This is a genomic window from Nonomuraea pusilla (assembly GCF_900109355.1).
Classification (GTDB): domain Bacteria; phylum Actinomycetota; class Actinomycetes; order Streptosporangiales; family Streptosporangiaceae; genus Nonomuraea; species Nonomuraea pusilla.
This window is the reverse complement of sequence record NZ_FOBF01000010.1, coordinates 241353-264769: the sequence shown is the minus strand read 5'-3', so window position 1 is coordinate 264769 and position 23417 is coordinate 241353. Positions and strand designations below refer to the sequence as shown.

Annotated in this window: 24 protein-coding genes; 20 read left to right on the top strand and 4 right to left on the bottom strand. The window is 70.1% G+C overall.

Annotated elements, in window-relative coordinates:
* The first annotated feature begins 36 nt into the window (after positions 1-36).
* The 4 genes from thrB to BMX74_RS22435 all read left to right on the top strand — a co-directional run bounded on the left by thrB (position 37) and on the right by BMX74_RS22435 (position 5477).
* Positions 37-951, top strand: coding sequence for a homoserine kinase (gene thrB / locus BMX74_RS22450; protein ID WP_091102512.1), 915 nt, complete (start codon positions 37-39; stop codon positions 949-951).
* A gap of 457 nt (positions 952-1408) precedes the next feature.
* Positions 1409-3409: a transcription termination factor Rho gene (gene rho, locus BMX74_RS22445; RefSeq protein ID WP_091102509.1), complete on the top strand. Its 2001-nt coding sequence runs from the start codon at positions 1409-1411 to the stop codon at positions 3407-3409.
* Between the two features lie 156 nt (positions 3410-3565).
* Positions 3566-4834 carry a sensor histidine kinase gene (locus tag BMX74_RS22440; RefSeq protein ID WP_091102507.1) on the top strand — a complete coding sequence of 423 codons (1269 nt, stop codon included), beginning with the start codon at positions 3566-3568 and terminating at the stop codon, positions 4832-4834.
* Between the two features lie 10 nt (positions 4835-4844).
* Complete coding sequence (locus BMX74_RS22435) at positions 4845-5477, top strand: response regulator (RefSeq protein WP_055507514.1); 633 nt, start codon at positions 4845-4847, stop codon at positions 5475-5477.
* A gap of 70 nt (positions 5478-5547) precedes the next feature.
* On the opposite strand, the gene BMX74_RS22430 is transcribed toward BMX74_RS22435, so the two are convergent.
* A complete protein-coding gene (locus BMX74_RS22430; protein WP_143078725.1) occupies positions 5548-6606 on the bottom strand; it encodes a hypothetical protein in 1059 nt (352 codons plus the stop codon).
* 218 nt (positions 6607-6824) lie between these two features.
* Here BMX74_RS22430 and rpmE point away from each other — a divergent pair, with 218 nt between their 5' ends.
* The 4 genes from rpmE to BMX74_RS22410 all read left to right on the top strand — a co-directional run bounded on the left by rpmE (position 6825) and on the right by BMX74_RS22410 (position 9719).
* Positions 6825-7043, top strand: coding sequence for a 50S ribosomal protein L31 (gene rpmE / locus BMX74_RS22425; protein WP_020546698.1), 219 nt, complete (start codon positions 6825-6827; stop codon positions 7041-7043).
* Positions 7044-7147: 104 nt separating this feature from the next.
* Entirely contained in the window at positions 7148-8200 is a 1053-nt protein-coding gene (gene prfA / locus BMX74_RS22420) for a peptide chain release factor 1 (protein ID WP_091102503.1), read from the top strand.
* Complete coding sequence (prmC, locus tag BMX74_RS22415) at positions 8197-9051, top strand: peptide chain release factor N(5)-glutamine methyltransferase (protein WP_055506960.1); 855 nt, start codon at positions 8197-8199, stop codon at positions 9049-9051. The genes prfA and prmC overlap by 4 nt, the downstream gene beginning before the upstream one ends.
* 11 nt (positions 9052-9062) lie before the next feature.
* Positions 9063-9719: an L-threonylcarbamoyladenylate synthase gene (locus tag BMX74_RS22410; RefSeq protein WP_420538136.1), complete on the top strand. Its 657-nt coding sequence runs from the start codon at positions 9063-9065 to the stop codon at positions 9717-9719.
* Positions 9720-9765: 46 nt separating this feature from the next.
* Here BMX74_RS22410 and BMX74_RS43200 read toward each other — a convergent pair whose 3' ends face one another.
* Positions 9766-10287 carry a hypothetical protein gene (locus BMX74_RS43200; RefSeq protein ID WP_143078724.1) on the bottom strand — a complete coding sequence of 174 codons (522 nt, stop codon included), beginning with the start codon at positions 10285-10287 and terminating at the stop codon, positions 9766-9768.
* 1024 nt (positions 10288-11311) lie between these two features.
* Between BMX74_RS43200 and BMX74_RS22405 the strand changes: the two genes are divergently transcribed.
* Entirely contained in the window at positions 11312-11725 is a 414-nt protein-coding gene (locus BMX74_RS22405) for a hypothetical protein (protein ID WP_143078723.1), read from the top strand.
* On the opposite strand, the gene BMX74_RS44280 is transcribed toward BMX74_RS22405, so the two are convergent.
* Together BMX74_RS44280 and BMX74_RS43195 are read right to left on the bottom strand one after the other, a co-directional pair.
* Positions 11715-11858 (bottom strand): hypothetical protein, encoded by a 144-nt coding sequence (locus BMX74_RS44280; RefSeq protein WP_177227468.1) that lies wholly within the window; start codon positions 11856-11858, stop codon positions 11715-11717. The two genes, BMX74_RS22405 and BMX74_RS44280, sit on opposite strands and share 11 nt — an antisense overlap.
* A 1099-nt stretch (positions 11859-12957) precedes the next feature.
* The gene (locus BMX74_RS43195; RefSeq protein ID WP_143078722.1) at positions 12958-13362 is read right to left on the bottom strand and encodes a hypothetical protein; all 405 of its coding nucleotides are present in this window, start codon (positions 13360-13362) and stop codon (positions 12958-12960) included.
* Between the two features lie 20 nt (positions 13363-13382).
* Here BMX74_RS43195 and BMX74_RS22400 point away from each other — a divergent pair, with 20 nt between their 5' ends.
* The 11 genes from BMX74_RS22400 to atpD all read left to right on the top strand — a co-directional run bounded on the left by BMX74_RS22400 (position 13383) and on the right by atpD (position 23359).
* Positions 13383-13757, top strand: coding sequence for a hypothetical protein (locus BMX74_RS22400; RefSeq protein ID WP_055506963.1), 375 nt, complete (start codon positions 13383-13385; stop codon positions 13755-13757).
* Between the two features lie 893 nt (positions 13758-14650).
* Positions 14651-15940 carry a glycosyltransferase family 4 protein gene (locus BMX74_RS22395; RefSeq protein ID WP_091102499.1) on the top strand — a complete coding sequence of 430 codons (1290 nt, stop codon included), beginning with the start codon at positions 14651-14653 and terminating at the stop codon, positions 15938-15940.
* Positions 15941-16071: 131 nt separating this feature from the next.
* The gene (locus BMX74_RS22390) at positions 16072-16494 is read left to right on the top strand and encodes a Cg1360 family ATP-synthase-associated protein (RefSeq protein ID WP_055506964.1); all 423 of its coding nucleotides are present in this window, start codon (positions 16072-16074) and stop codon (positions 16492-16494) included.
* 65 nt (positions 16495-16559) lie between these two features.
* Positions 16560-16775, top strand: a complete 216-nt coding sequence (locus BMX74_RS22385; RefSeq protein ID WP_055507518.1) for an AtpZ/AtpI family protein — start codon at positions 16560-16562, stop codon at positions 16773-16775.
* Between the two features lie 67 nt (positions 16776-16842).
* On the top strand, positions 16843-17634 hold the full coding sequence (atpB, locus tag BMX74_RS22380; RefSeq protein ID WP_055506966.1) for a F0F1 ATP synthase subunit A: 792 nt from the start codon (positions 16843-16845) through the stop codon (positions 17632-17634).
* A 70-nt stretch (positions 17635-17704) separates the two neighbouring features.
* Complete coding sequence (atpE, locus tag BMX74_RS22375; protein WP_055506968.1) at positions 17705-17935, top strand: ATP synthase F0 subunit C; 231 nt, start codon at positions 17705-17707, stop codon at positions 17933-17935.
* A 35-nt stretch (positions 17936-17970) separates the two neighbouring features.
* Entirely contained in the window at positions 17971-18522 is a 552-nt protein-coding gene (locus BMX74_RS22370; RefSeq protein ID WP_082535439.1) for a F0F1 ATP synthase subunit B, read from the top strand.
* A complete protein-coding gene (locus BMX74_RS22365; RefSeq protein ID WP_055506970.1) occupies positions 18522-19331 on the top strand; it encodes a F0F1 ATP synthase subunit delta in 810 nt (269 codons plus the stop codon). Before BMX74_RS22370 ends, BMX74_RS22365 begins: the two co-directional genes overlap by 1 nt.
* A gap of 23 nt (positions 19332-19354) precedes the next feature.
* Entirely contained in the window at positions 19355-21004 is a 1650-nt protein-coding gene (gene atpA, locus BMX74_RS22360) for a F0F1 ATP synthase subunit alpha (protein WP_055506972.1), read from the top strand.
* 2 nt (positions 21005-21006) lie between these two features.
* On the top strand, positions 21007-21909 hold the full coding sequence (locus BMX74_RS22355; RefSeq protein ID WP_055506974.1) for a F0F1 ATP synthase subunit gamma: 903 nt from the start codon (positions 21007-21009) through the stop codon (positions 21907-21909).
* A gap of 1 nt (position 21910) precedes the next feature.
* On the top strand, positions 21911-23359 hold the full coding sequence (gene atpD / locus BMX74_RS22350; protein WP_055506976.1) for a F0F1 ATP synthase subunit beta: 1449 nt from the start codon (positions 21911-21913) through the stop codon (positions 23357-23359).
* Positions 23360-23417 lie beyond the last annotated feature (58 nt).

Here is a 23417-nt window from a genome sequence, read left to right as displayed (position 1 = left end):
CGGGGGCTTCATGGGGGAGACGAGGAACGTGAGCGAATGACGACGGTTGAGATCCGCGTGCCGGCCACGTCGGCGAACCTCGGGCCGGGCTTCGACGCCCTGGGGCTGGCGCTGACCCTCCACGACGAGGTGGAGGCCACGCTCACCGGGGAGCGCGGCGTCCAGGTCACGGTGGAGGGCGAGGGCCAGGGCGAGGTCGACCTCGGCGAGGGGCACCTGATCGTCAGGGCCATGCGCGCGACGTTCGACCGCATGGGGGTCGCGCAGCCGGAGGGCGTACGGCTGCGCTGCCGCAACCGCATCCCGCACGCGCGCGGCCTGGGCTCCTCGTCCGCCGCCGTGTGCGCGGGCATCCTGGCCGCCCGCGCGCTGTCCGGCGACGCCGGCGCCGCCTTCTCCGACGACGCGGTGTTCGCGCTGGCCACCGAGATGGAGGGGCATCCCGACAACGTCGCGCCCTGCCTGTCCGGCGGCCTGGTCGTGGCGTGGACCGACCACCTCGGAGCGCCGCATATGGTGAAACTGGTCCCCGACCAGCGAATCCATCCGGTCGCCGTCGTGCCGTCGGCACGGCTCGCCACCGAGACCGCGCGGGGGCTGCTGCCGAAGGACGTGCCCCACAAGGACGCCGCCTTCAACGCAGGCAGGGCAGCGTTGCTCATCGCCGCGCTGACCCTGCGCCCGGAACCGGAGCTGCTGCTCGCCGCCACCGAGGACCGGCTGCACCAGCCGTACCGCGCGCCTGCCATGCGGGGGAGCGCGGATCTGGTAGAACGTCTGCGTGCTGTAGGCGTGCCCGCGGTCGTTTCGGGAGCGGGTCCTACGGTTCTTGCGTTTCCGTCACCGGATACGCAGGATTTGATCGCGCCAGAAGTGGGTAATGACTGGCACATCCAGCAAATGGACGTCGACCAGGTTGGTGCGACCGTTCGGTTCCCCGAGACACGCTGAAACCTCTTTAGACCTTCAGGGAATAGCCGTGTGCGCTGGTGATGTTAGGCTGGTAGCCGCACCAGATGCCCCCTTGGTGGGTGCGTGCTTGTCAGCCACACATCGCTGCATCATGCTTCACGTCGCGAGGCGTGGGCAGCGCGGCTGTCTCCCCGGAATCCGTTGCCTCCGGTTGGCCCACACCCGGTTGGCCCAACGTGAGGCGGCGACGACGGGGATCCGCGCGCTCGAATCAACTCGACATCTGGATGGCGACAGCAATCTGGGGGGTGTCAGCCACGCGCCACGGCCCTGTGGTGGCCTGGACGAGCCCCTCCCCAAGAGTGGCGGCCGTCTCCAACGACAGCCGAAGATCGCAAAGTGCACCCCGACCCGGTCTGTCCCACCGGATCGCAAGCACCTCCGGGACGCCCGGCAGAACAAAACCGGCGCCCGACCCCTGGGAAGGACCTTTTAGTTGAGCGACACCACCGAACTCCTCTCCGACGCATCAGGCGCTCAGCCCGCGTCCGGCGACACCCCCACCCGCGCCGCGGCCAAGCCCCGTGCGCGTCGCTCCGGCACCGGCCTGTCCGCCAAGGTGCTGCCCGAGCTGCAGAAGATGGCGGCCGAGCTGGGCATCAGCGGGACCGGGCGCATGCGGAAGAGCCAGCTCATCGCGGCCATCCAGGAGAAGCAGGGTGGCGGTTCCGCCGACGGGGCTCCCGCTCCGGCGGCTGAGGCCCCGGCTCCGGCCGCCGCCGAGGCCGCTCCCGCGGCCGAGCGGCCCGCCCGCGCCCGCAGGGAACGTTCCCGCGTCAAGCCCGCGGAGGAGAGCGCGCCCCAGGCCGCCGAGCCCGTGGCCGCGGCTCCCGAGCCCGTCGCGGCCCCGGCCGAGCCGGTCGTGGAGCAGCAGGCGCAGGCCGTCGAGGCCGGCCAGGGCGACACCCGCGGCGAGCGCGGCGAGAGCAGGCGTGAGCGCCGCAGCCGCGGCGAGCGCCGTGAGCGCGGCGACCGTGCCGACCGCGGTGACCGTGCTGACCGTGGCGACCGCGCCGAGCGCGGCGACCGCGCCGAGCGTGGCGACCGCGGTGACCGTGGCGACCGTGCTGACCGTGGCGAGCGCGGAGAGTCCGGCCGCGACCAGCGCACGGCCGACGGCGGCGCCCGCGGCGGCGCCGACCAGCGCGGTGACCAGCGCGGTGACCAGCGCGGTGACCAGCGGGGCGGCATCGACGACGACGAGCGCGGCGGACGTGGCCGCAGGGGCCGCTTCAGGGAGCGCAACCGCGGCAGGGGCCGCGACCGCTTCGACAGCAGCGAGCCCGTCATCGGCGACGACGACGTGCTCATCCCGATCGCCGGCATCCTCGACATCCTCGACAACTACGCGTTCGTCAGGACCAGCGGCTACCTGCCGGGCAGCAACGACGTCTACGTCTCGCTCGCCCAGATCCGCCGCAACGGCCTGCGCAAGGGCGACGTCATCACCGGCGCCGTCCGCCAGCCGCGCGACGGCGAGCGTCGCGAGAAGTTCAACGCCCTGGTCCGCCTCGACACCGTCAACGGCATGGACCCCGAGCAGGCCCGCAACCGGCCCGACTTCAACAAGCTGACGCCGCTGTACCCGCAGGAGCGCCTGCGCCTGGAGACCGAGCCGAACATCCTCACCACGCGGATCATCGACCTCGTCTCCCCGATCGGCAAGGGCCAGCGCGGCCTCATCGTCTCGCCGCCGAAGGCCGGCAAGACGATGGTGCTGCAGGCCATCGCCAACGCGATCACCCGCAACAACCCCGAGTGCCACCTGATGGTCGTGCTCGTGGACGAGCGGCCCGAAGAGGTCACCGACATGCAGCGGTCGGTCAAGGGCGAGGTCATCCACTCGACCTTCGACCGTCCCGCCGAGGACCACACCACGGTCGCCGAGCTCGCCATCGAGCGTGCCAAGCGCCTGGTGGAGCTGGGCCACGACGTGGTCGTCCTGCTCGACTCGATCACCCGCCTCGGCCGCGCCTACAACCTGGCGGCCCCGGCGTCCGGTCGCATCCTGTCGGGTGGTGTCGACTCCACGGCGCTCTACCCGCCCAAGCGCTTCTTCGGCGCCGCCCGCAACATCGAGAACGGCGGCTCGCTGACGATCCTCGCCACGGCCCTGGTCGAGACCGGGTCCAAGATGGACGAGGTCATCTTCGAGGAGTTCAAGGGCACCGGCAACATGGAGCTCAAGCTCAACCGCTCCCTGGCCGACAAGCGCATCTTCCCCGCGGTGGACGTCGACGCGTCCGGCACCCGCAAGGAAGAGATCCTGATGGCCAAGGAAGAGCTCCAGATCGTCTGGAAGCTGCGCCGGGTGCTGCACGCCCTGGACATGCAGCAGGCGCTCGAACTGCTGCTGGAGAAGATGAAGGAGACGAAGTCCAACGCGGAGTTCCTCCTTCAGGTCCAGAAGACGACCGTGAACAACGACCGCGACTGATCGCGCGTCCGCGCCTGACGAGGGGCGGCGGGGGTCTCCCCGCCGCCCCTCGCGCGGTCTCCGGGGCCTCGCCCCGCCTCGAAGGGGGGATAACCCCACCTCCGTACTGCCGCCCGCTCCATTCACGCGCGCCGCCGTCCGGTGCAGGCTTGGGGCATGCGATCGGTGGCGTGGAAGGATGTCGTGCCGCTCGGGCCGAAGGGGCCGATCGGCGTCGTGGTGGACCCCGCGACGTGGCGGGCCGCCCCGTACCTGCTGCTCAGCCTGGTGTTCGGGCTGGGCTGGGGCGCCGTGCTGGGCGTCGCCGTGCCGTTCTCGCTGATGCTGGTCGCCGTGTGGGTGGGCGTGCCGCTGGTGCTCGCCACGATGTGGCTGTGGCGGGGCGCGGCCATGCTGGAACGGCGCGTCCTCGGCGCGGCGCTGGGGGTGCGCATCCGCGACCCGTACAGGGAGCGGCCCGACCACGGCGTCGTCCAGTACGTGGCGTGGCTGGTGAAGGACCCCGCCACCTGGAAGGACCTCGGCTACCTGCTGCTGCTCCTGCCGCTCGGGGCGGTCGAGTTCGTCGCGTCGGCGGTGCTCTGGGGCAGCACGCTCGCGCTGCTGACCGCGCCGTTCGGCGTCGAGTGGGAAGTCCGGCTCGAGCTGTGGGGCGGCCTGCTCACCTTCGACGACCAGGTGGACGCCGCCTTCGGGGCGATGCTGGGGCTCGTCATGCTGCCGGCGAGCGGGTACGCGGTGCGCGGCATGGCGTTCCTGCACGGCACGCTGGCCAAGGCGCTGCTCGGCGGCAGCGAGGAGGAGCGGCTGCGGGCCAGCAGGGCGAGGGGGATAGACGCGGCGGAAGCGGAGCGGCGCAGGATCGAACGCGACCTCCACGACGGCGCGCAGCAGCGGCTGCTGTCGGTCGCGGTCGACCTCGGCAGGGCGCAGGCGAAGCTCGACAGCGACCCCGAGGAGGTGCGCGCGCTCATCGCGCAGGCCCACGCCGGCACCAAGGCCGCCATCAAGGAGTTACGCGACCTCGCCAGAGGCATCTACCCGGCCATCCTCACCGACAGAGGGCTCGACGCGGCGCTGTCGGGCCTCGCCGCGCGGGCGCCCATCCGCGTGGACGTCTCCGTGGACCTCGCCGAGCGCCCGCCCGCCGCCGTGGAGAGCATCGCGTACTTCATCGTGGCCGAAGCGCTGACGAACATGGCCAAGCACGCGGCGGCCACCGAGGCGTCCGTCACCGTGAGCAGGGACGGCCGCAGGGTGCTGGTGGACGTGTGGGACGACGGCATCGGCGGCGCGAGCGTCACCCCCGGCGGCGGGCTGGCCGGGCTGGCGGACCGGGCCGCCACCATCGACGGCGTGCTCGTGCTGCACAGCCCCGTCGGCGGCCCCACGCTCGTACGCGCGGAGCTGCCCTGCGAATGGTAGTCATGTGGCCATGCGCGTGGTCATCGCCGAGGACTCCGTACTGCTGCGGGAAGGGCTGGCGCGGCTGCTGGCCGACGGGGGGATCGAGACGGTCGCCGCGGTGTCCGACGGCCCCGGCCTGGTCACGGCGGTTCACGAGTACGAACCCGACCTGGCGATCGTCGACGTCCGCATGCCGCCCAGCCACACCGACGAGGGCGTGCGGGCCGCGCTGGAGGTGCGGGCGGCCAGGCCCGGGTTCCCGATCCTGGTCCTGTCGCAGTACGTCGAGGAGCGGTACGCGGGCGACCTGATCGGCAAGGCCGTCGGCTACCTGCTGAAGGAGCGGGTGGCCGACGTGGCCGAGTTCCTGGCCACGGTGCGCCAGGTGGCGGCGGGCGGCACGGTGATCGACCCGGAGGTCGTCATGCAGTTGCTCGGCCGCCGTCGCCGCGGGCCGCTCGACACGCTCTCCCCCCGAGAGCGTGAGGTGCTGGCCCTGATGGCCGAGGGCAGGTCCAACACGGCCATCGCGGCGCGCCTCGTGGTGAGCGAGGGCGCCGTCGAGAAACACATCTCCGGCATCTTCGCCAAGCTGGCCCTCGGGCCCGCGCCCGAGGACCATCGGCGGGTGCTCGCCGTCCTGACCTATCTCGGCCGCTGACGGCCGTTCACGGGTCCGGGCCGGTGGCACGGCCTGCACCCGGGGTTTGGGGTGCGGGCCGTGCCAACGGTCACCTCACGTCGACGAACTCCTGCGGCGACAGCGCGCTGCGGGTCTTGCTCGTGCCCGGCACCTTGACCTGGAAGTAGCCGTCCTTGCGGGCCTTGAACGACTTGGCGTACTTGCCGGTCGAGGTGGTCTTGGTGAAGCCCATGAACTTGTACGTCTTGGTGCCCTTGGCCTTGAAGTAGACCTCCAGGACCTTGCTCGGGTACGCCCTGGTGCCGCGGTACGCCTTGCCGTACACCTTGAACGTCTTGCCCGCCCTGACCTTGCTCGGGGCGTTGATGGTGACCTTCGCCCTGGCCTTCTTGGACGCGCCGCCCTCGGGGGCGACGACGGTGAACGACGCCTCGCCCTTGAGCGTCTGCCCGCCGCGGGAGGCGTACAGCTCCAGCGTCCAGCTGCCGGGGGTGGAGTCGTCGCTGAAGTACGTGACGCCCCGGTAGTAGCCGTCGGACTCCTTGGCCAGCTCACCGAGGTCGTAGTACTCGCCCGCGGTGTCGCTGACCAGCTTGGCCGTCACCATGGTGGCGTCCTTCACCGACGCGGTGACGGTCACCTTGACGTCCTCGCCCTTGACGAGCTGGACGGGGTCGGGGGTGACCGTGCCGGAGGTGATGCCCTGCTTGCCGGAGACGGCGACGGCGAACTCGTTCGCCCTGGAGGACCCGTCCCTGGTGACGTCGACGACGAGCTTCCACTCGCCGGACGGGTCGTCCTTGCCGATCGTCCACTTGCCGGTGACGGTGGTCTCGGTGGCCGTGCTGGTGCTGTCGGCCTTGAAGTCGAACGTGACCGCGCGCTGCTCGGTCTTCCCCGCCGGCGTGATCGCGCCGGACAGCGCGGTGACCTTGCCGGGCTCCCTCAGCTTGAGCGTGATGGTCGCCTCGACGGCCTGCTCCAGCGGCACGCCCGCGTTCGACACCGACGGGGCGCCGTTGAAGTCGTCGGCGGCGAGCACCTGCTGCTGGGCGGCCAGCGCGGCGGTGGTGGTGAGGCCCGCGCCTCCTGCGAGAACTGCGGCCCCCGTGGCGGCCGCCACCAGCAGCCGCACCCTTCTCTTCATCTGATAGGTCGTCCTTTGGCTCGTCCCAATTGTGGGAAAAGTTACGGTTTGTGGGCTGGAGCCTAATGTGACCGCTGTGACGGTGTCTTGAAGATCGGGGGAATGGCCGGTGGCCTGGGAGGGTTACAGCATCTGGCACACTGGTAGCTGACCATCAGCGGCTCCGGCTCCCGCCGTCAGTCTGGGCGACCCGGCGGCCGCACCCCGAAAGGACAGCGATGAAGCGCGACATTCACCCCGAGTACCACGTGACGCAGGTGAGCTGCTCCTGCGGCAACACCTTCACCACGCGCAGCACCGCCAAGAACGGCGTCATCCACGCCGACGTGTGCTCTGCCTGCCACCCGTTCTACACCGGCAAGCAGAAGATCCTCGACACCGGCGGCCGGGTGGCGCGCTTCGAGAAGCGCTTCGGCAAGAAGGCCGCGGGCAAGTAGCCCGAGCGACGCCGGCCCGACGCACCCCCCTCCACGCGGGCGGGGCGCCGGGTCGGCGTTGTTGGTGAAACGGCTCTGCCACATCCGGACAAGAAGGACCCACGGTGAATCTCGACGAGTTGCTCAAGGAGTATTCCGAGCTGGAACTGCAGCTCGCCGACCCCGCCGTGCACGCCGACCAGAACAAGGCCCGCACGCTCGGCAAGCGCTACTCACAGCTCACCCCGATCGTCACCACCTACCGCGAGCTCGACTCGGCCAGGGCCGACCTCACCGCCGCCAAGGAGCTGGCCGGCGAGGACGAAGCGTTCGCGGACGAGGCGGCCGAGATCGAGGCGCGCATCCCCAAGCTGGAGGAACGCCTCAAGCACCTGCTCATCCCGCGCGATCCCAACGATGACAAGGACATCATCATGGAGATCAAGGCGGGCGAGGGCGGTGAGGAGTCCGCGCTGTTCGCGGGCGACCTGCTGAGGATGTACCTCCGCTACGCCGAACGCATCGGCTGGAAGACGGAGATCATCGACACCCAGCCCTCCGACCTCGGCGGCTACAAGGACGTCACCGTCGGCATCAAGGCCAAGGGCGACGAGGGCGTCTGGTCCAGGCTCAAGTACGAAGGCGGCGTCCACCGGGTGCAGCGCGTGCCCGTCACCGAGTCGCAGGGGCGCATCCACACCAGCGCCGCGGGCGTGCTCGTCTACCCCGAGGCCGAGGAGGTGGACGTCCAGATCGACCCCAACGACCTGCGCGTCGACGTCTACCGCTCCAGCGGCCCCGGCGGGCAGAGCGTCAACACCACCGACTCCGCCGTCCGCATCACACACCTGCCCACCGGCACGGTCGTCTCCTGCCAGAACGAGAAGAGCCAGCTCCAGAACAAGGAGTCGGCCATGCGCATCCTGCGGGCCAGGCTGCTCGCGATCGCGCAGGAGCAGGCCGAGGCCGCGGCGCAGGCCGAGCGCAAGTCGCAGGTTCGCACCGTCGACCGCTCCGAGCGCATCCGCACCTACAATTTCCCGGAGAACCGCATCTCCGACCACCGCGTCGGCTTCAAGGCGTATAACCTCGACCAGGTTCTCGACGGCGACCTTCAGGCCGTCACCCAGGCCCTCATCGACGCCGAAATGGCGGAGAAGCTCGCACAACACTCATGACATTTCTGCTGGACGAGATCGCTCTCGCCACCGCCAGGCTGGCCGAGGCAGGTGTGCCCTCCCCGCGCACCGACGCGGAGGAGATCGCGGCCTTCGTCCACGGCGTGCGCAGAAGCGAGCTCCACACGGTCAAGGACTCCGACTTCGACGCGCTGTTCTGGGAAGGCGTCGCCAGGCGCGAGGCCCGCGAACCCCTGCAGCACATCACCGGCCACGCCTACTTCCGCTACCTCGAACTCAAGGTCGGGCCGGGCGTGTTCGTCCCCCGGCCCGAGACCGAGGTGATGACCGGCTGGGCCATCGAGACGCTGCGCGCCATGGACGTCACCGCCCCGCTCGTCGTCGACCTCGGCACCGGGTCGGGCGCCATCGCGCTGTCCATCGCCCAGGAGGTCGCGCTCGCCGAGGTCCACGCCGTCGAGGTCGACCCGGCGGCGTACAGCTGGGCCAAGCGCAACATCTCCGAGCATGGCCAGGGGCGCACCCACCTGCACCCCGAAGACCTCGCCGAGGCGCTTCCCGAGCTCAACGGCAAGGTCGACCTCGTCATCTCCAACCCGCCGTACATCCCGCCCGGCGCCATCCCGCGCGACCCCGAGGTACGCGACTACGACCCGTCCAGGGCGTTGTACGGCTCGGGCGACGACGGCCTCGGCGAGGTGCGGGCCGTCGAACGCACCGCGCGGCGGCTGCTGCGGCCCGGCGGCTGGGTCGCCGTCGAGCACGCCGACGAACAGGGCAGGGCCGTCTACCTGACCTTCAGGGAGGACAACGGCTGGCGCGACGTGAGGCTCCGCCAGGACCTCACCAGGCGAGACCGCTTCGTCACCGCCAGACTCGGTCAGGACTAGCCAGGACTAGGATGCACGCCGTGGGAAGACGCTTCGACTGCTCCGACCCGGAGCAGCGCACAGAAGGACTCAACGAGGCCGCCGCCGCCGTCCGCCGCGGTGAGCTCGTCGTGCTGCCGACCGACACCGTCTACGGCATCGGCGCCGACGCCTTCATGCCCGCCGCGGTCACCGGGCTCCTCGAGGCCAAGGGCCGCGGCCGCGACATGCCGCCGCCCGTCCTCGTCGGCACCGTCAGGGCCGCCACGGCGCTGGTGGAGGACCTCGGGCCGTACGGACAGGACCTCATCGACGCCTTCTGGCCGGGGCCGCTCACGCTGGTCTGCAAGGCCAACAGGGCCCTGTCGTGGGACCTCGGCGACACCAAGGGCACCGTCGCCGTCCGCATGCCGCTCCACCCGGTCGCGCTCGACCTGCTCAAGGAGACCGGCCCGATGGCGGTCTCCAGCGCCAACCGCTCGGGCGCGCCCGCGGCCACCACCGCCGCCGAGGCGGAGGAGCAGCTCGGCGAGTCCGTCGCCGTCTACCTCGACGGCGGCAAGACCACCGACGACACGCCCTCCACCATCCTCGACCTCACCACCGCCGTGCCCCGGCTGCTGCGTCGCGGCGCCATCCCGGTGCAGAAGCTGCGCGGCATCATCGGGTACGTCGCCACCGAGGACTGACGTATACCGTCTGCTTATCCCGGCTGCGGCGCCACCGGTCCCGTGCTTACGGTGAACCCCGGAGCGGCGCGACGTCCGGGAGTGAGCCATGGGCAAGTTCGACGGCATGGACCCGAAGCTCGTCCGTGAGCTGCTGGCCGAGGTCAAGCACGCGGCCACGCGCATGCGTACGATCGAGGGCCAGGTCAGGGGCGCCCTGACGCGTGCCGGGCTGTCCACGCGCACCACGCACCGCCCGTCCCAGATCGCCGACGACACGGAGACGATGGTCAGGGACGTCACCAAGCGCCTGACCCTCCTGGAGAAACGCGCCGACCGCGACAAATCCCGCGAGCCAAGCAAGACGGACGACCCGCCCAAGCGAGACGACGACAAGACCCGCGACGGCACCAGAACCGACACCGGCACCAAGCCCGACAACGACCGCAAGACCGACGACGGCCACAAACGGGACGACGACGGCACCAAGCGAGACACCGACGGCAAGAAGCGCGACGACGACGGCACGAAGCGGGACGGCAGCGGCAAGACCGGCGACGGCCACAAGACCGACGACGGCACCAAGCAAGACAAGGGCGACAAGACCGGCACCGGCACCGGCAAGTCAGACGAGGGAAAGCCGGACGCCACCGGCAAGACAGGCGAGACGGGAAAGCCAGACGCCACCGGCAAGACAGGCGAGACGGGAAGGCCTGACGACACTGGTAAGACAGGCGGGACCGGCACCTCGTGCGACGGCACCCGAGGCCCCGGCCAGACCGGCGACAGGGACACCGGCGGCCGTGACATGGGCGGCACCGGCGGAACGCCCACGGACACCCCCAAAGACAACGACCTGGACAGCAGACGCGACCGCGGCGCCGAACGCGGCGGCGGCACAACGACAGGCGCACCCCCCAGCACCGGCCTGGAACCAGCCCCATCCCCCGGCCCCGGAGCAGGAGCGGGCGACGGCACGGGCACCAGTACGGGCACAGGAGCAGGGGCGAGCGACAGCACGGGCACCGGAGCAGGAGCGGGCCACGACAGGGGCACCGGAACCGGCACCGGAGCGGGCACCGGAGCTGGCAATGACACGGGCACCGGGACCGGCACTGGCACCGGGACCGGCACAGGAGCAGGAACTGGGCACGGCACGGGCACCGGGACCGGCACGGGCACCGGCGATGTGACCAACCCCGGCACTGGCTCCGGAACGGGCAGCGGGGGCGAGCCAGGCAGCACCGGCGCAGGAACAGGCGCGGACACAGGCGACGGCTCCGGCGGCTGCAACGACCCCGGCACGGCAACAGACAGAGGCACCGGCACAGGCGGAAGCACGGGAACAGGCGGAGACACAGGCAGGGGTGCGGGGACAGGTACGGGCACGGGCTCAGACGCGGGCTCAGGCACAGGCACAGGCGGAGACACAGGTACGGGCAGGGGCGCGGGGACAGGTACAGACACGGGCTCAGGCACCGGCTCCGGCATGGGAACCGGCGGCGGCACCGGGACCGGAGGCGGGGCAGACCCCGGCAACGCGACAGGCGCGGGCACTGGGTCCGGCACGGACTCCGGCATGGGTGGCGGCGCCGGCTCGGGTACTGGCGCCGGTGCAGGTCAAGGCGTCGGCTCCGGCGCTGACTCGGGCATGGGCGTCGGCGGCGGCGCCGGCGACGGCGCGGACACCGGCAACGGCGGAGGAGCTGGCAACGGCGCGGACACCGGCAACGGCGGAGGTGCCGGCGGCGGCTCAGGTGCTGGCGATGGCGGAGGTGCCGGTTCGGGCGCGGGCGCTGGGAACGGCGCGGGCGCGGGCGGCGGCGTCGGATCAGGCGGCGACGGCGCGGACACGGGTGCAGGTGCAGGTAGGGGAACAGGCGCGGACGCCGGTACAGGCACAGGCGGTGGAACTGGCGCTGGTACAGGCGCGGGTGGTGGAACTGGTGCCGGTACGGGCGCAGATGGTGGAACTGGCACCGGCGCGGGCGGTGGAAACGGCAGCGCGGTCACGGGTCAGTCGGTGAACATCGACCCCCACCAGCCCCAGGTCATCGACGTGGACGGCGTGAAGGTCCTGCAGATCCCGATCGATCCGCCCACGGCGCAGCAGGTGGATTCGCTTCTGAAGAACGTCGACACCATCCAGCCCGTCGACATGCCAACCCCGCACACCGGCACCGGCGCTCACGACATCGGGAGTTCGAACGGCACGTACGACCCAGGCACCGCGAGCGGCGGAAACAGCGCAGGCGGAACGAACGGCACGTACGACGCCGGCAGCGCGAACGGCCGCGACGGAGGAGCGGCTGCGGCGGGTCTGGACACTTCACGCGGTCTCGCCGTCCCGCCCACGCCGCCTCCCGGCGTGGACGCCCCTCCGGGCAGCGGGTCGGTGGACGGCCTGCCCACCGGCGCCGGCCCTTCGCAAGGAACGCCGTCAGCGGTGCCAGGCGACACGGCGACCGGAGGCGGACATCCGGCCCACCACGGCTCGACCAGCGCGATCGGCCACCACGGACCAGGACAGATCGGCGGCCATCAGGGCTCCACCGGTGTCACGGCCGTTCACTCCAGCACCGACACGACACCACTTCGCCCCAGCACCGACACGACGTCAGTTCACCCCAGCACCGGCACGACACCAGTTCACCCCAGCACCGGCACGACGCCACTTCACCCCAGCGCTGAGGTGAGGCCGCTTCACCTCAGCACCGACACGGCGTCCGTCCACCACGGCGCTGGTTCCACGGCCGCTGGGGACGGCTGGGGGACGAGCGGTGCTGTCGTCGGCACCTCCGATAGCGGTAGTGCTGTCGGCGCGGCGGACGGTGGCCGTGTCGCCGCCTCTCACAGTGGTGGCGCCGCCGTGGGGGATGCCGGTGGACACGGGGTTTACGACTCCTCAGGGGGCGCCGAACCGTCCCGGCACGACATGGCGTCTCCCAGCACCGGCACCGCCCCGGCAGGCGCCGAAACCGCAGCCACAGGCCCGGACAGGGGCCTTCACGGAAGCGGAGGGTCGGCCGTCGGCAGTGGCGACACGGGTGGAGGCGGCCATGGCGGCAATGCCGTCGGCGGGAGTGGTCATGGCGGCGGTGTGGCGGTGGATGGAGGGAGTGGCGTCGCCTCTGGTGACTCCGGGTCGATCGGCCGGGAGGCCGTACGGCTGCTGGTCGGGGACGAGCCTGGCGGCACGTCTTCATTCGGACTGGATGGCCAGGGGTTGGGTCAGGTTGACGGGCCTGATCCCGATTCGTCAGGCGGCCAGAGTGGGGTGGACAGGGCTGGGGCGGCGGTCTGGGGTGTTCAACCTGAGGACGTAACCGGCAGCGCGGTCGATCCGGGTGATCCCGCAGCACCCGCGCACCCCGCGCAGTCCGCAGCACCCGCCCACCCCGCGCAGTCCGCAGCGCCCGCACACCCCGCGCAGTCCGCAGCGCCCGCCCAGCCCGCGCACCCCGTGCAGCCCGCGCACCCCGCACCGCCCGCGCACCCCGCACCGCCCGCGCAGCCCGCACCGCCGGCGCAGCCCGCGGCGCCCGCGCAGCCCGCATCCGCACCCCCAGCGCCGGCCGCGCAGCCCGCGCAGTCGGCACATGTGGCCCATGGGGCGTACGCGGTGCAGGCGGAAGAGCCTGCAGGTTCCGGGGATCATGGACATTGGGGAGAGAGGAACGTCTGATGTTCACGGACCCGCCGGCTCCCGAACCGCTCAAGCCGGGCGAGGGCCCGCCCGCGAAGGCCACGGGCCCGCTGGACGGTCAGCCGCGGGCGTGGGAGTTCAATCCCGACTACCAGAAGCTGGTCGTGGCCTGGCAGACCGTCGTGCCGCTGCTGGAGCAGCTCAGGACGTCGCTCGACAAGGCGTACCAGCTCGGCAAGAGCCCCCAGACCTGGGACGCGCCGGTGGGGGAGCGGTACGTCGAGGACATCCGCGAGTGGCGGTCGAGGCTGGCCCTGTACCGGCACGCCGTCCTGACGGCCATCAGCGACCAGGCCGTCGACACGCCCAGGTGGATCCCGAGCTCGGTCGGCGCACCCCACGCCTTCCCCTGACGGTCCTGGGGGTGATGCCGGGGCGCGGGAAGGCGCGTCGGAGTGGATGGGTGCCTCATGCGGCCGGGTTCTCGCGCGGCGTCCAGGTGGTCGGGCGCACTACGACGCGTTGGGTGGGCTGGTTCGCCTGTCGGCCTTGGGCGGCTGCGTTCTTCTTGCAGCGTCTGGCGGCCTTCGCTTGACGCGGCGGGGGAGGGGGGTGCGGGCGCCTGCATCGAAGCGGGAAGCCCACTGTCATGACAGCGGGAAGCCCGCTGCCGTGACGTCCTGTTCTCGCATCGATCAGCGGCTCGTTTCTCTCGCTGGTCTTCGGGGTGGTGTGGCCTGGTCGGCGGCGGCGAGGTGGGGTGCGGGCGGCTGCTGGGAGCGGAGGACCGTGTCATGGGGCGACGTTTCGCGCACTGACCGGCGGCTCGGTTCTCGTGCTGGTCTTCCTGTCGCCGGGTGGCGCCGGTCGCGGGCGGGCGGGCGCGGGTGTCGGGGTTCGGCTTGCTGCCGGTTCTCCCGTCGAGGGGTGTCTCACCCGGGAGGGAGGTGTTCGGTGAAAGTTCATCTGGTGTTCGGTGGCGGCTGCCGGCTCGTGCCGAGGCGGAAATGGGGGAATCGGGGTGGGTTGGGAGGTGGATCCCGTATGATCCCGACCGGCGGCGATCATGTCCGGGGCGTGCGCCGGCAGCACCGCGTGTGGCTGCCCAGGGCATGGGGCCGCAGAGCTGAAATGAGGTGGGGGACGCGTGGCCGGCGGGTCCCGTCCGGCGGTCCGGCGATGAGGCCGGGAGTGCGGCGACGATGCCGCCCCGCGGTCCATCCATAAGCCATATCTCAGCGAACATTAAGCTGGTCTGTGTCGTTTTCCGGTCTCAGCGGGCCGGAGCATCAGAGAAACTAGGTTCGTGCGCGAATACCTGTTCATGGCGCTCATCGCAGCAGCGGTGACGTACCTGCTGGTCCCGCTGGTGCGCCGGTTCGCCATCCGCATCGGCGCCATGCCCGAGGTGCGTGAACGCGACGTGCACACCACGCCGACGCCCAGGCTGGGCGGTCTGGCGATGTACGGCGGCCTGGTCGCGGGCCTGCTGGTGGCGAACCAGCTGAGCCACACGGGCCAGGCGCTGAAGGAGTCCGACGGCCATCCGGTGGTGGCGCTGATCGTGGCGGGCGCCCTGATCACGCTGACGGGGTTCCTCGACGACTGGTGGGGCATGGACGCCTTCATCAAGCTCGGGGGCCAGATCGCGGCGGCGGGCGTGCTGGTCTACTCGGACCTGCGCCTGGTGTACCTGCCGCTGCCGAAGGACTGGGGTGGTTCCACCAGCCTCGACTACACGCTGAGCACGGTCATCACCATCCTGGTCGTGGTCGTGACGATCAACGCCGTGAACTTCGTCGACGGGCTCGACGGCCTGGCCGCCGGCATCGTCTGCATCGCCGCCATGGCCACATGGGCGTACTCGATCTTCCTGTCGCAGAGCATCAGCGGCACGAACATCACGACCACGGCCGCCATCGCGTCCATCCTGATAGGCACCTGCCTGGGCTTCCTGCCGCACAACTTCCACCCGGCGAAGATCTTCATGGGCGACACGGGCGCGATGCTGATCGGCCTGGTGCTCGCCTCCTCGATCGTCACGGTCACACCGCTCGACCCGGCGGTCATCGAGGACATGAACAAGGTCCCGGTGCTGCTGCCGCTCATCCTGCCGGCGGCGGTGCTGGTGCTCCCGCTGGTCGACCTGACGACGGCGGTGGTGCGGCGCACGTCGCAGGGTCTCTCGCCGTTCGCGCCCGACCGCGGCCACCTGCACCACCGCCTGCTCGACATCGGCCACTCGCACCGCCGCTCGGTGCTCATCATGTACGCGTGGGCGTTCATCTTCGCCTTCGGCATCGTGGCGCTGTCGACGATCGGCGTCCCCGTGCTGCTGTTCCCCGTGGTGATCGTGCTCGCGGTGGTCGTGCTCGTGCTCATGGCGGCGCCCCGCTGGAGGGGCCGGGGCGGGACGCCCGCCGCTCCGCGTGACGGCGACCACGACGACGACGGCCCGCCCACCGGCCCGATGCCGCCGGTCCTGCCGGAGGGCGAGGTCAGGCGGCGGATGCCGCCGTCCGGCGGCCCCGCAGGTCAGGAGCGTGCGAGCGCCGAGGGCAATCCGGTCATTCCTGCCTTTCCGCGTAGTTCTTGATCGGGAACTAGAAACGGCAGGTAAAAGCGGTCTTCCGTGAGCTTGTGATATCTTTCACGAGCAGGGGCCTTCGGACGTACAGGTCCTGAAGGTAGCAAACGCTCGCTTGATAACTAGCTGATGGAGCTCCGATGCAGGCCAACGACGTGCGCGTACTGAAGAGCGCCGCGCTTCCGACCCTCGGGGTCGGGGTGGTCGCCCTGCTCGTGGCGTTCCTCCTGGCGGGTGGCAAGGGGGCGATCGGCGCCGCCGTCGGCGCCCTGCTCGTCGGCGTCTTCTTCAGCGTCAGCGTCGTGGTGGTCTCCTACGCCGCGCGCGTCTCGCCGCAGATGATGGCCATGGCCGCCATGGGGAGCTATCTCGTCAAGGTCGTCGTCATCATGCTGATGCTGGCGACCTTCGGCGACACGACGGCGTGGAATCCCAAGGCGTTCGCCTGGACGGTGGTCGTGTGCACGATCGTGTGGACGGCCTTCGAGGTGCGCGCCTTCATGAAGACGAAAATGCTCTATGTCGACCCCGACGCCCGCGTGCCCGGGAAGAGCGACTCATGAGCCTGGTAAAGGGGCGGGGTCCGATATGACTAGCCCTCTACTTGCCTGCTATCGTCGGCCCCGCGATGAGCGAACAGGAACGCCGGCCCGAGAACGACGGTCGCGACTTCGCCGACGCCATGTGGTCGATCCCCAGCTATCTGCTCGCCGGGATGGCGGTCTACGGAGGCATCGGGTGGTTGCTGGACCGATGGCTCGGCATGTCCGCGTTCTTCCCCATAGGCATCATCCTGGGGCTGGTGCTCGCCGGCTATCTGGCCTACCGGAAGTTCAGTCGCTAGCCCGACGCAGCGATGACTTCGCTGAGGAAACCCTTGTGATCCACTACGACGTTGAAGGGAACGCCGCGTGAGTGCGCTGACGGTCCTAGCCTCTGATGAGTTCGGGGCGCCTACGCCTGATGAGCTGTTCAACCTGCCCCCCATCATCCCGGGCGTCGACTGGTTCACCAAGCCGGTTCTGCTCGCGATGCTCAGCGCGATCCTCGTGATCGGCCTGTGCTGGGGAGCGTTCGCCAACCCGAAGATCGTGCCTGGGCGCCTCCAGAACGTCATGGAGTACGGCTACATGTTCGTCCGCGACCAGGTCGCCCGGCCCTTCCTGGGCAAGGACGCCGACCGGTGGATGGGCCTGCTGCTGACGCTGTTCTTCCTGGTCTTCATCTGGAACATCATGGGCGTCATCCCGATCGCCCAGTTCCCCGTGGCCTCGCACATCGCGTTCCCGGCCGTTCTCGCGGGCTCCATCTACGTGCTCAAGGTCTACCTCGGCATGAAGCACCAGGGCCCGGTCGGCTACTTCAAGAACCTGATGTTCCCGCCGGGGCTGCCCAAGCCGATCTACCTGCTGCTCTCGCCGATCGAGTTCCTGTCGAACCTGATCATCGCGCCGTTCACCCACGCCGTCCGACTCTTCGCGAACATGTTCGCCGGTCACATGCTGCTCGCCTTCTTCAGCATGGTCGGTTTCTGGTTCCTGTTCGAGAAGCTCACCCCGCTGGGTGCCGGCGTCGGCGTCATCGGTGTCGTGATGACCATCGTCTTCACGGCGTTCGAGATGTTCATCCAGTTCCTGCAGGCGTTCCTCTTCGCGATGCTGGCGTCGATGTACATCGGCGGCTCGCTGCACCCCGATCACTGAGAACCACATACCGGAATATCCATGACCGGTGAAACCCGATTCACCGGCCGTCCAGTAAAGGAAAACAGCAATGAGCGTTCTCGCTGAGGTCTCCGGCAACGTCACCGCCATCGGTTACGGTCTCGCCGCCATCGGCCCCGGCATCGGCGTCGGCATCATCTTCGGTCAGGGCGTGCAGGCCATCGCGCGTCAGCCCGAGGCTTACGGCCTGATCCGCCAGAACATGCTCCTCGGCTTCGTCCTCACCGAGGCCCTCGCCCTGCTCGGTCTGGTCGCGCCGTTCATCTTCGCGCAGCTCTAAAGACCAGAAGAATTCCCTGACGAAAGGCTGCATCCATGATCACGGCAGCTAAGCTCCTCGCGGCGGAGGGGGCGGCCAACCCCCTCATCCCGCACACGTTCGAGCTCGTCGTCGGTATCTTCTCGTTCCTCGTCGTCCTCTTCGTCGTCGGCAAGATCCTCGTCCCGCGTATCCAGAAGACGCTGGCCGAGCGCACCGACGCCATCGAGGGCGGCATCAAGAGGGCGGAGGAGGCCCAGGCCGAGGCGCAGGCCCTGCAGCGGCGCTACTCCGAGCAGCTCGAGGAGGCCAGGCGCGACGCCGCCAGGCTCCGCGAGGAGGCTCGCGAGCAGGCCGCCCAGATCAAGGCGGAGCTCCGCGAGGAGGCGCAGGCCGAGGCCCGGCGTCTCGTCGAGGCGGCGCACGCCCAGATCGAGGCCGACCGCGCTGCGGCTTTCGCCCAGCTCCGTGCGGAGATCGGCCGTCTGTCGACCGACCTGGCCGGCCGCATCGTCGGCGAGTCCCTGGAGGACGAGGTCCGGCAGAGCCGCATCGTCGACCGGTTCCTCGACGAGCTTGAGAGCTCCAGCGCGCAGGCGGTGCGCTGATGCGCGGTCTGAGCAGGACGTCGCTGGCAGAGGTCGAGGAGCGCTTCAACGCGGTCGCCGGTAGCGCCGACCTCGGCACGCTCTCCGACGAGCTGTTCGCCGTCGCGGACCTGCTCGACCGCGAGCACGGCCTGCGCCGGGCCATGTCCGACCCGGCCAGGCCCGGCGAGCAGAAGGCGCGGATCCTCCGCGCGCTGCTCGACGGCAAGGTGAGCCAGGCGGCCCTGGCCACGGCCGAGGCGGCGGTCTCGGCCCGCTGGTCGCGCGCCGGCGACCTCGCCGACGTGCTCGAGCGCCTCGGCGTCGTCGCCGCGGCGGCGGAGGCGGAGAGCCAGTCCAGGCTCGACGACGTGGAGGACGAGCTTTTCCGCTTCGGCCGCATCGTCGCCGCCAACCCCGAGCTGCGCCGCGCGCTCGCCGACGACTCCGCCCCCGCGGACGGCAAGCGCGAGCTGCTGCGCACGCTGCTCGACGGGAAGGTCGCGCCCACCAGCCTGCGTCTTGTCACGCAGCTGGCAGTGCACCGGAGAGGGCGTAGCCTGGAGACGGGGCTGGAGGAGTACGGCCAGCTCGTCGCCCAGCAGCGTCAGCGCCTCGTGGCGGTCGTGCGCAGCGCGGTCGAGCTGACCGAGGGGCAGAAGCAGCGCCTGGCGGCGTGGCTGCGCACCTCCTACGGCCGCGACGTGCACCTGAACGTCGAGGTGGACAAGCGTGTGCTCGGTGGGTTCTCGGTCCGCATCGGCGACGAGATCATCGACACCACCATTGTGGGACGAATCGAAGAAGTCCGCCGCCGGTTGGCCGGCTAGGCGAATAGGGAGACAGAGTAGAGATGGCGGAGCTTACGATCCGGCCGGACGAGATCCGGGACGCGCTTGAGCGCTTCGTCCAGGCGTACGAACCGGAAGGCGCCGCGCGCGAGGAGATCGGGACCGTCGTCGACGCCGGCGACGGCATTGCCCATGTCTCCGGCCTTCCCTCGGCGATGGCGAACGAGCTGCTCGAGTTCGAGGACGGCACGCGCGGTCTGGCACTGAACCTCGACACCCGCGAGATCGGTGTCGTTATCCTGGGCGACTTCAGCAGCATCGAGGAGGGCCAGACGGTCCGCAGGACCGGCGAGGTCCTGTCGGTGCCGGTCGGCGACAACTTCCTCGGCCGCGTGGTCGACCCGCTGGGCAACCCGCTCGACGGCAAGGGCTCCATCGAGTCCGAGGGCCTGCGCGCCCTTGAGCTCCAGGCCCCGTCGGTCGTCCAGCGGCAGCCGGTGAAGCAGCCGCTGCAGACCGGCATCAAGGCGATCGACGCCATGACGCCGATCGGCCGCGGCCAGCGCCAGCTGATCATCGGTGACCGTGGCACGGGCAAGACCGCCATCGCCGTGGACACCATCCTCAACCAGCGCGAGAACTGGCTCTCGGGCGACCCCGAGAAGCAGGTGCGCTGCGTGTACGTGGCGGTCGGCCAGAAGGGTTCGACGATCGCCCAGGTGCGCTCCCGCCTCGAAGAGGCCGGCGCGATGGAGTACACCACGATCGTCGCCGCCCCGGCGTCCGACCCCGCGGGTTACAAGTACATCGCCCCGTACACCGGTTCCGCCATCGGGCAGCACTGGATGTACCAGGGCAAGCACGTCCTCATCATCTTCGACGACCTCACCAAGCAGGCCGACGCCTACCGCGCCGTGTCGCTGCTGCTTCGCCGCCCGCCGGGCCGCGAGGCGTTCCCCGGTGACGTCTTCTACCTCCACTCCCGCCTGCTGGAGCGCTGCGCCAAGCTCTCCGACGACATGGGCGGCGGCTCGATGACCGGTCTTCCGATCATCGAGACGAAGGGCAACGACGTGTCGGCGTTCATCCCGACCAACGTCATCTCGATCACCGACGGCCAGTGCTTCCTGGAGACCGACTACTTCAACGCCGGTATCCGCCCGGCCATCAACGTCGGTATCTCGGTCTCCCGAGTCGGCGGCTCCGCGCAGATCAAGGCGATGAGGAAGGTGGCGGGCACGCTCCGCCTCTCCCTGTCGCAGTACCGCGACCTCGAGGCGTTCGCGGCCTTCGCCTCCGACCTGGACGCAGCCTCCCGCGCCCAGCTGGAGCGTGGCCAGCGCCTGACCGAGCTGCTCATCCAGCCGCAGTACTCCCCGCTCCCCGTCGAGCGCGAGGTCGTGTCGGTCTGGGCCGGCACCACCGGTGAGCTGGACGAGGTGCCGGTCGAGGACATCCGCCGCTTCGAGCAGGAGTTCCTCGACTACCTGCAGAGCGGCAAGAAGGGCGTCCTCGACAGCATCCGCGAGACGAAGGACCTGTCCGACGACACGGTGACCACGCTCAAGGACGCCATCACGGAGTTCAAGAAGGGCTTCACCACCTCGTCCGGCGAGCTGCTGGTCAAGGACGAGCCGGTGGCGCCGCTCGGCGCCGACGAGGTCGGCCAGGAGAAGATCAAGAAGGTCGTCCGCCCGGCGGCGGAGAAGTAGTCATGGGTGCCCAGCTCAGGCTGCTGAGGCGGCGGATCAGGTCGGTCAAGTCGACCGCCAAGATCACGCGCGCCCAGGAGCTCATCGCCAGTTCGCGGATCGTGAAGGCGCAGCAGCGGATGCAGGCGGCGCTGCCGTACGAGCGCGAGATCACGCGCGCCGTCACCGGCGTCGTCAGCAACGCGGCGAGCGTCGACCACCCGCTGACGGTGGCGAAGGAGAACCCCCGCAAGGCGGGCGTGCTCATCGTCACCAGCGACAGCGGGTTCTGCGGCGGCTTCAACGCGAACGTGCTGCGCGAGGCCGAGGCCCTGCGCGGCCTGCTGGCCGGGCGCGGCATGGAGGTCGTGCCGTTCGTCACCGGCCGCAAGGGTGTCACCTGGCACAGCTTCCGCGCGCGTCAGATGGGTGGGCAGTGGGTCGGCTTCTCCAGGAAGCCGGCCTACGCCGACGCCAAGGAAGTCGCGGAGACGCTGATCGACTCGTTCAAGGACGAGAACGGCATCGACGAGATCCACATCGTCTCGACCGAGTTCGTCTCGATGCTCACGCAGAACGTCGTCGTCAAGCGCGTCCTGCCGCTGGAGGTCGAGGAGACCGAGGCGACGGACACCACGACGATCCCGCCGTACTTCGAGTTCGAGCCGACCGCGGGCGACGTCCTCGAGTCGCTGCTGCCGCGGTACGTGGAGTCCCGCATCTTCACGGCGCTGCTGCAGTCGGCCGCTTCCGAGGAGGCGGCGCGCCGTCGCGCCATGAAGTCCGCCACGGACAACGCCAACGAGCTGATCCGCGTGTTCACCATGCAGATGAACCAGGCTCGCCAGGCCGAGATCACCCAGGAAATCAGCGAGATCGTCGGTGGCGCCAACGCGCTGGCTGACGCCGCAGCGGGGAAAGAGTGAAATGACTGCAGAGGCTGTTGAGACCGTTGAGACCCCGTCGGCCGGCACCGGCCGCGTGGCTCGCGTCACAGGGCCCGTCGTCGACGTGGAGTTCCCCGTCGAGGCGATGCCCGACATCTACAACGCGCTGACCGTCGACGTGACGCTCGGCGACGACACCAAGACCCTCACGCTGGAGGTCGCGCAGCACCTGGGCGACAACCTCGTGCGGGCCATCTCCATGCAGCCCACCGACGGCGTCGTCCGCGGCGCCGCGGTCGTCGACACCGGCGCGCCGATCTCGGTGCCGGTCGGCGACGTCGTCAAGGGCCACGTGTGGAACGCGCTGGGCGAGCCCCTCGACGTCCCCAAGGCGTCGCTGGAGGTCTCCGAGCGGTGGGGCATCCACCGTCCGTCCCCGGCGTTCGACCAGCTCGAGTCGCGCACCGAGATGCTCGCCACGGGCATCAAGGTCATCGACCTGCTCACCCCGTACGTGCAGGGTGGCAAGATCGGCCTGTTCGGCGGCGCCGGCGTCGGCAAGACCGTCCTCATCCAGGAGATGATCCGCCGCGTCGCCCGCAACTTCGGTGGCACCTCGGTGTTCGCCGGCGTGGGCGAGCGCACCCGTGAGGGCAACGACCTCTGGCTGGAGATGGAGGAGGCGAACGTCCTCAAGGACACCGCCCTCGTCTTCGGCCAGATGGACGAGCCGCCGGGCACCCGTCTGCGGGTCGCGCTGTCGGCGCTGACGATGGCGGAGTACTTCCGCGACGTGCAGAAGCAGGACGTGCTGCTCTTCATCGACAACATCTTCCGCTTCACGCAGGCCGGTTCGGAGGTCTCCACCCTCCTCGGCCGCATGCCGTCCGCGGTGGGTTACCAGCCGACGCTGGCCGACGAGATGGGTGTGCTCCAGGAGCGCATCACCTCGACGCGCGGTCACTCGATCACCTCCATGCAGGCGATCTACGTGCCCGCCGACGACATCACCGACCCGGCGCCGCACAACGCGTTCGCGCACCTCGACGCGCAGACCGTTCTCTCCCGGCCGATCTCGGAGAAGGGCATCTACCCCGCGGTGGACCCGCTCGACTCCTCCTCCCGCATCCTCGACCCGCAGATCGTGGGCGAGGAGCACTACCGGGTGGCCCAGGAGACCAAGCGGATCCTGCAGAAGTACCGCGAGCTCCAGGACATCATCGCGATCCTCGGCATCGACGAGCTGTCCGAGGAGGACAAGGTCATCGTGCAGCGGGCCCGCCGCATCGAGCGGTTCCTGTCGCACCCGATGTACGCCGCCGAGGCGTTCACCGGCCAGCCGGGCGAGAACGTCCCGCTGGACGAGACGATCGCCTCCTTCAAGGGTCTGTGCGCCGGTGAGTACGACCACCTGCCCGAGCAGGCGTTCTTCATGGTCGGCGGCATCGACCAGGCCGTGGCCAAGGCCAAGGAACTCGAGAGCCGCTGATCGCCCCACGGTGGTGGCACGGCCCGCCGGCCGTGCCACCATCTGATCGGAAAGGAAC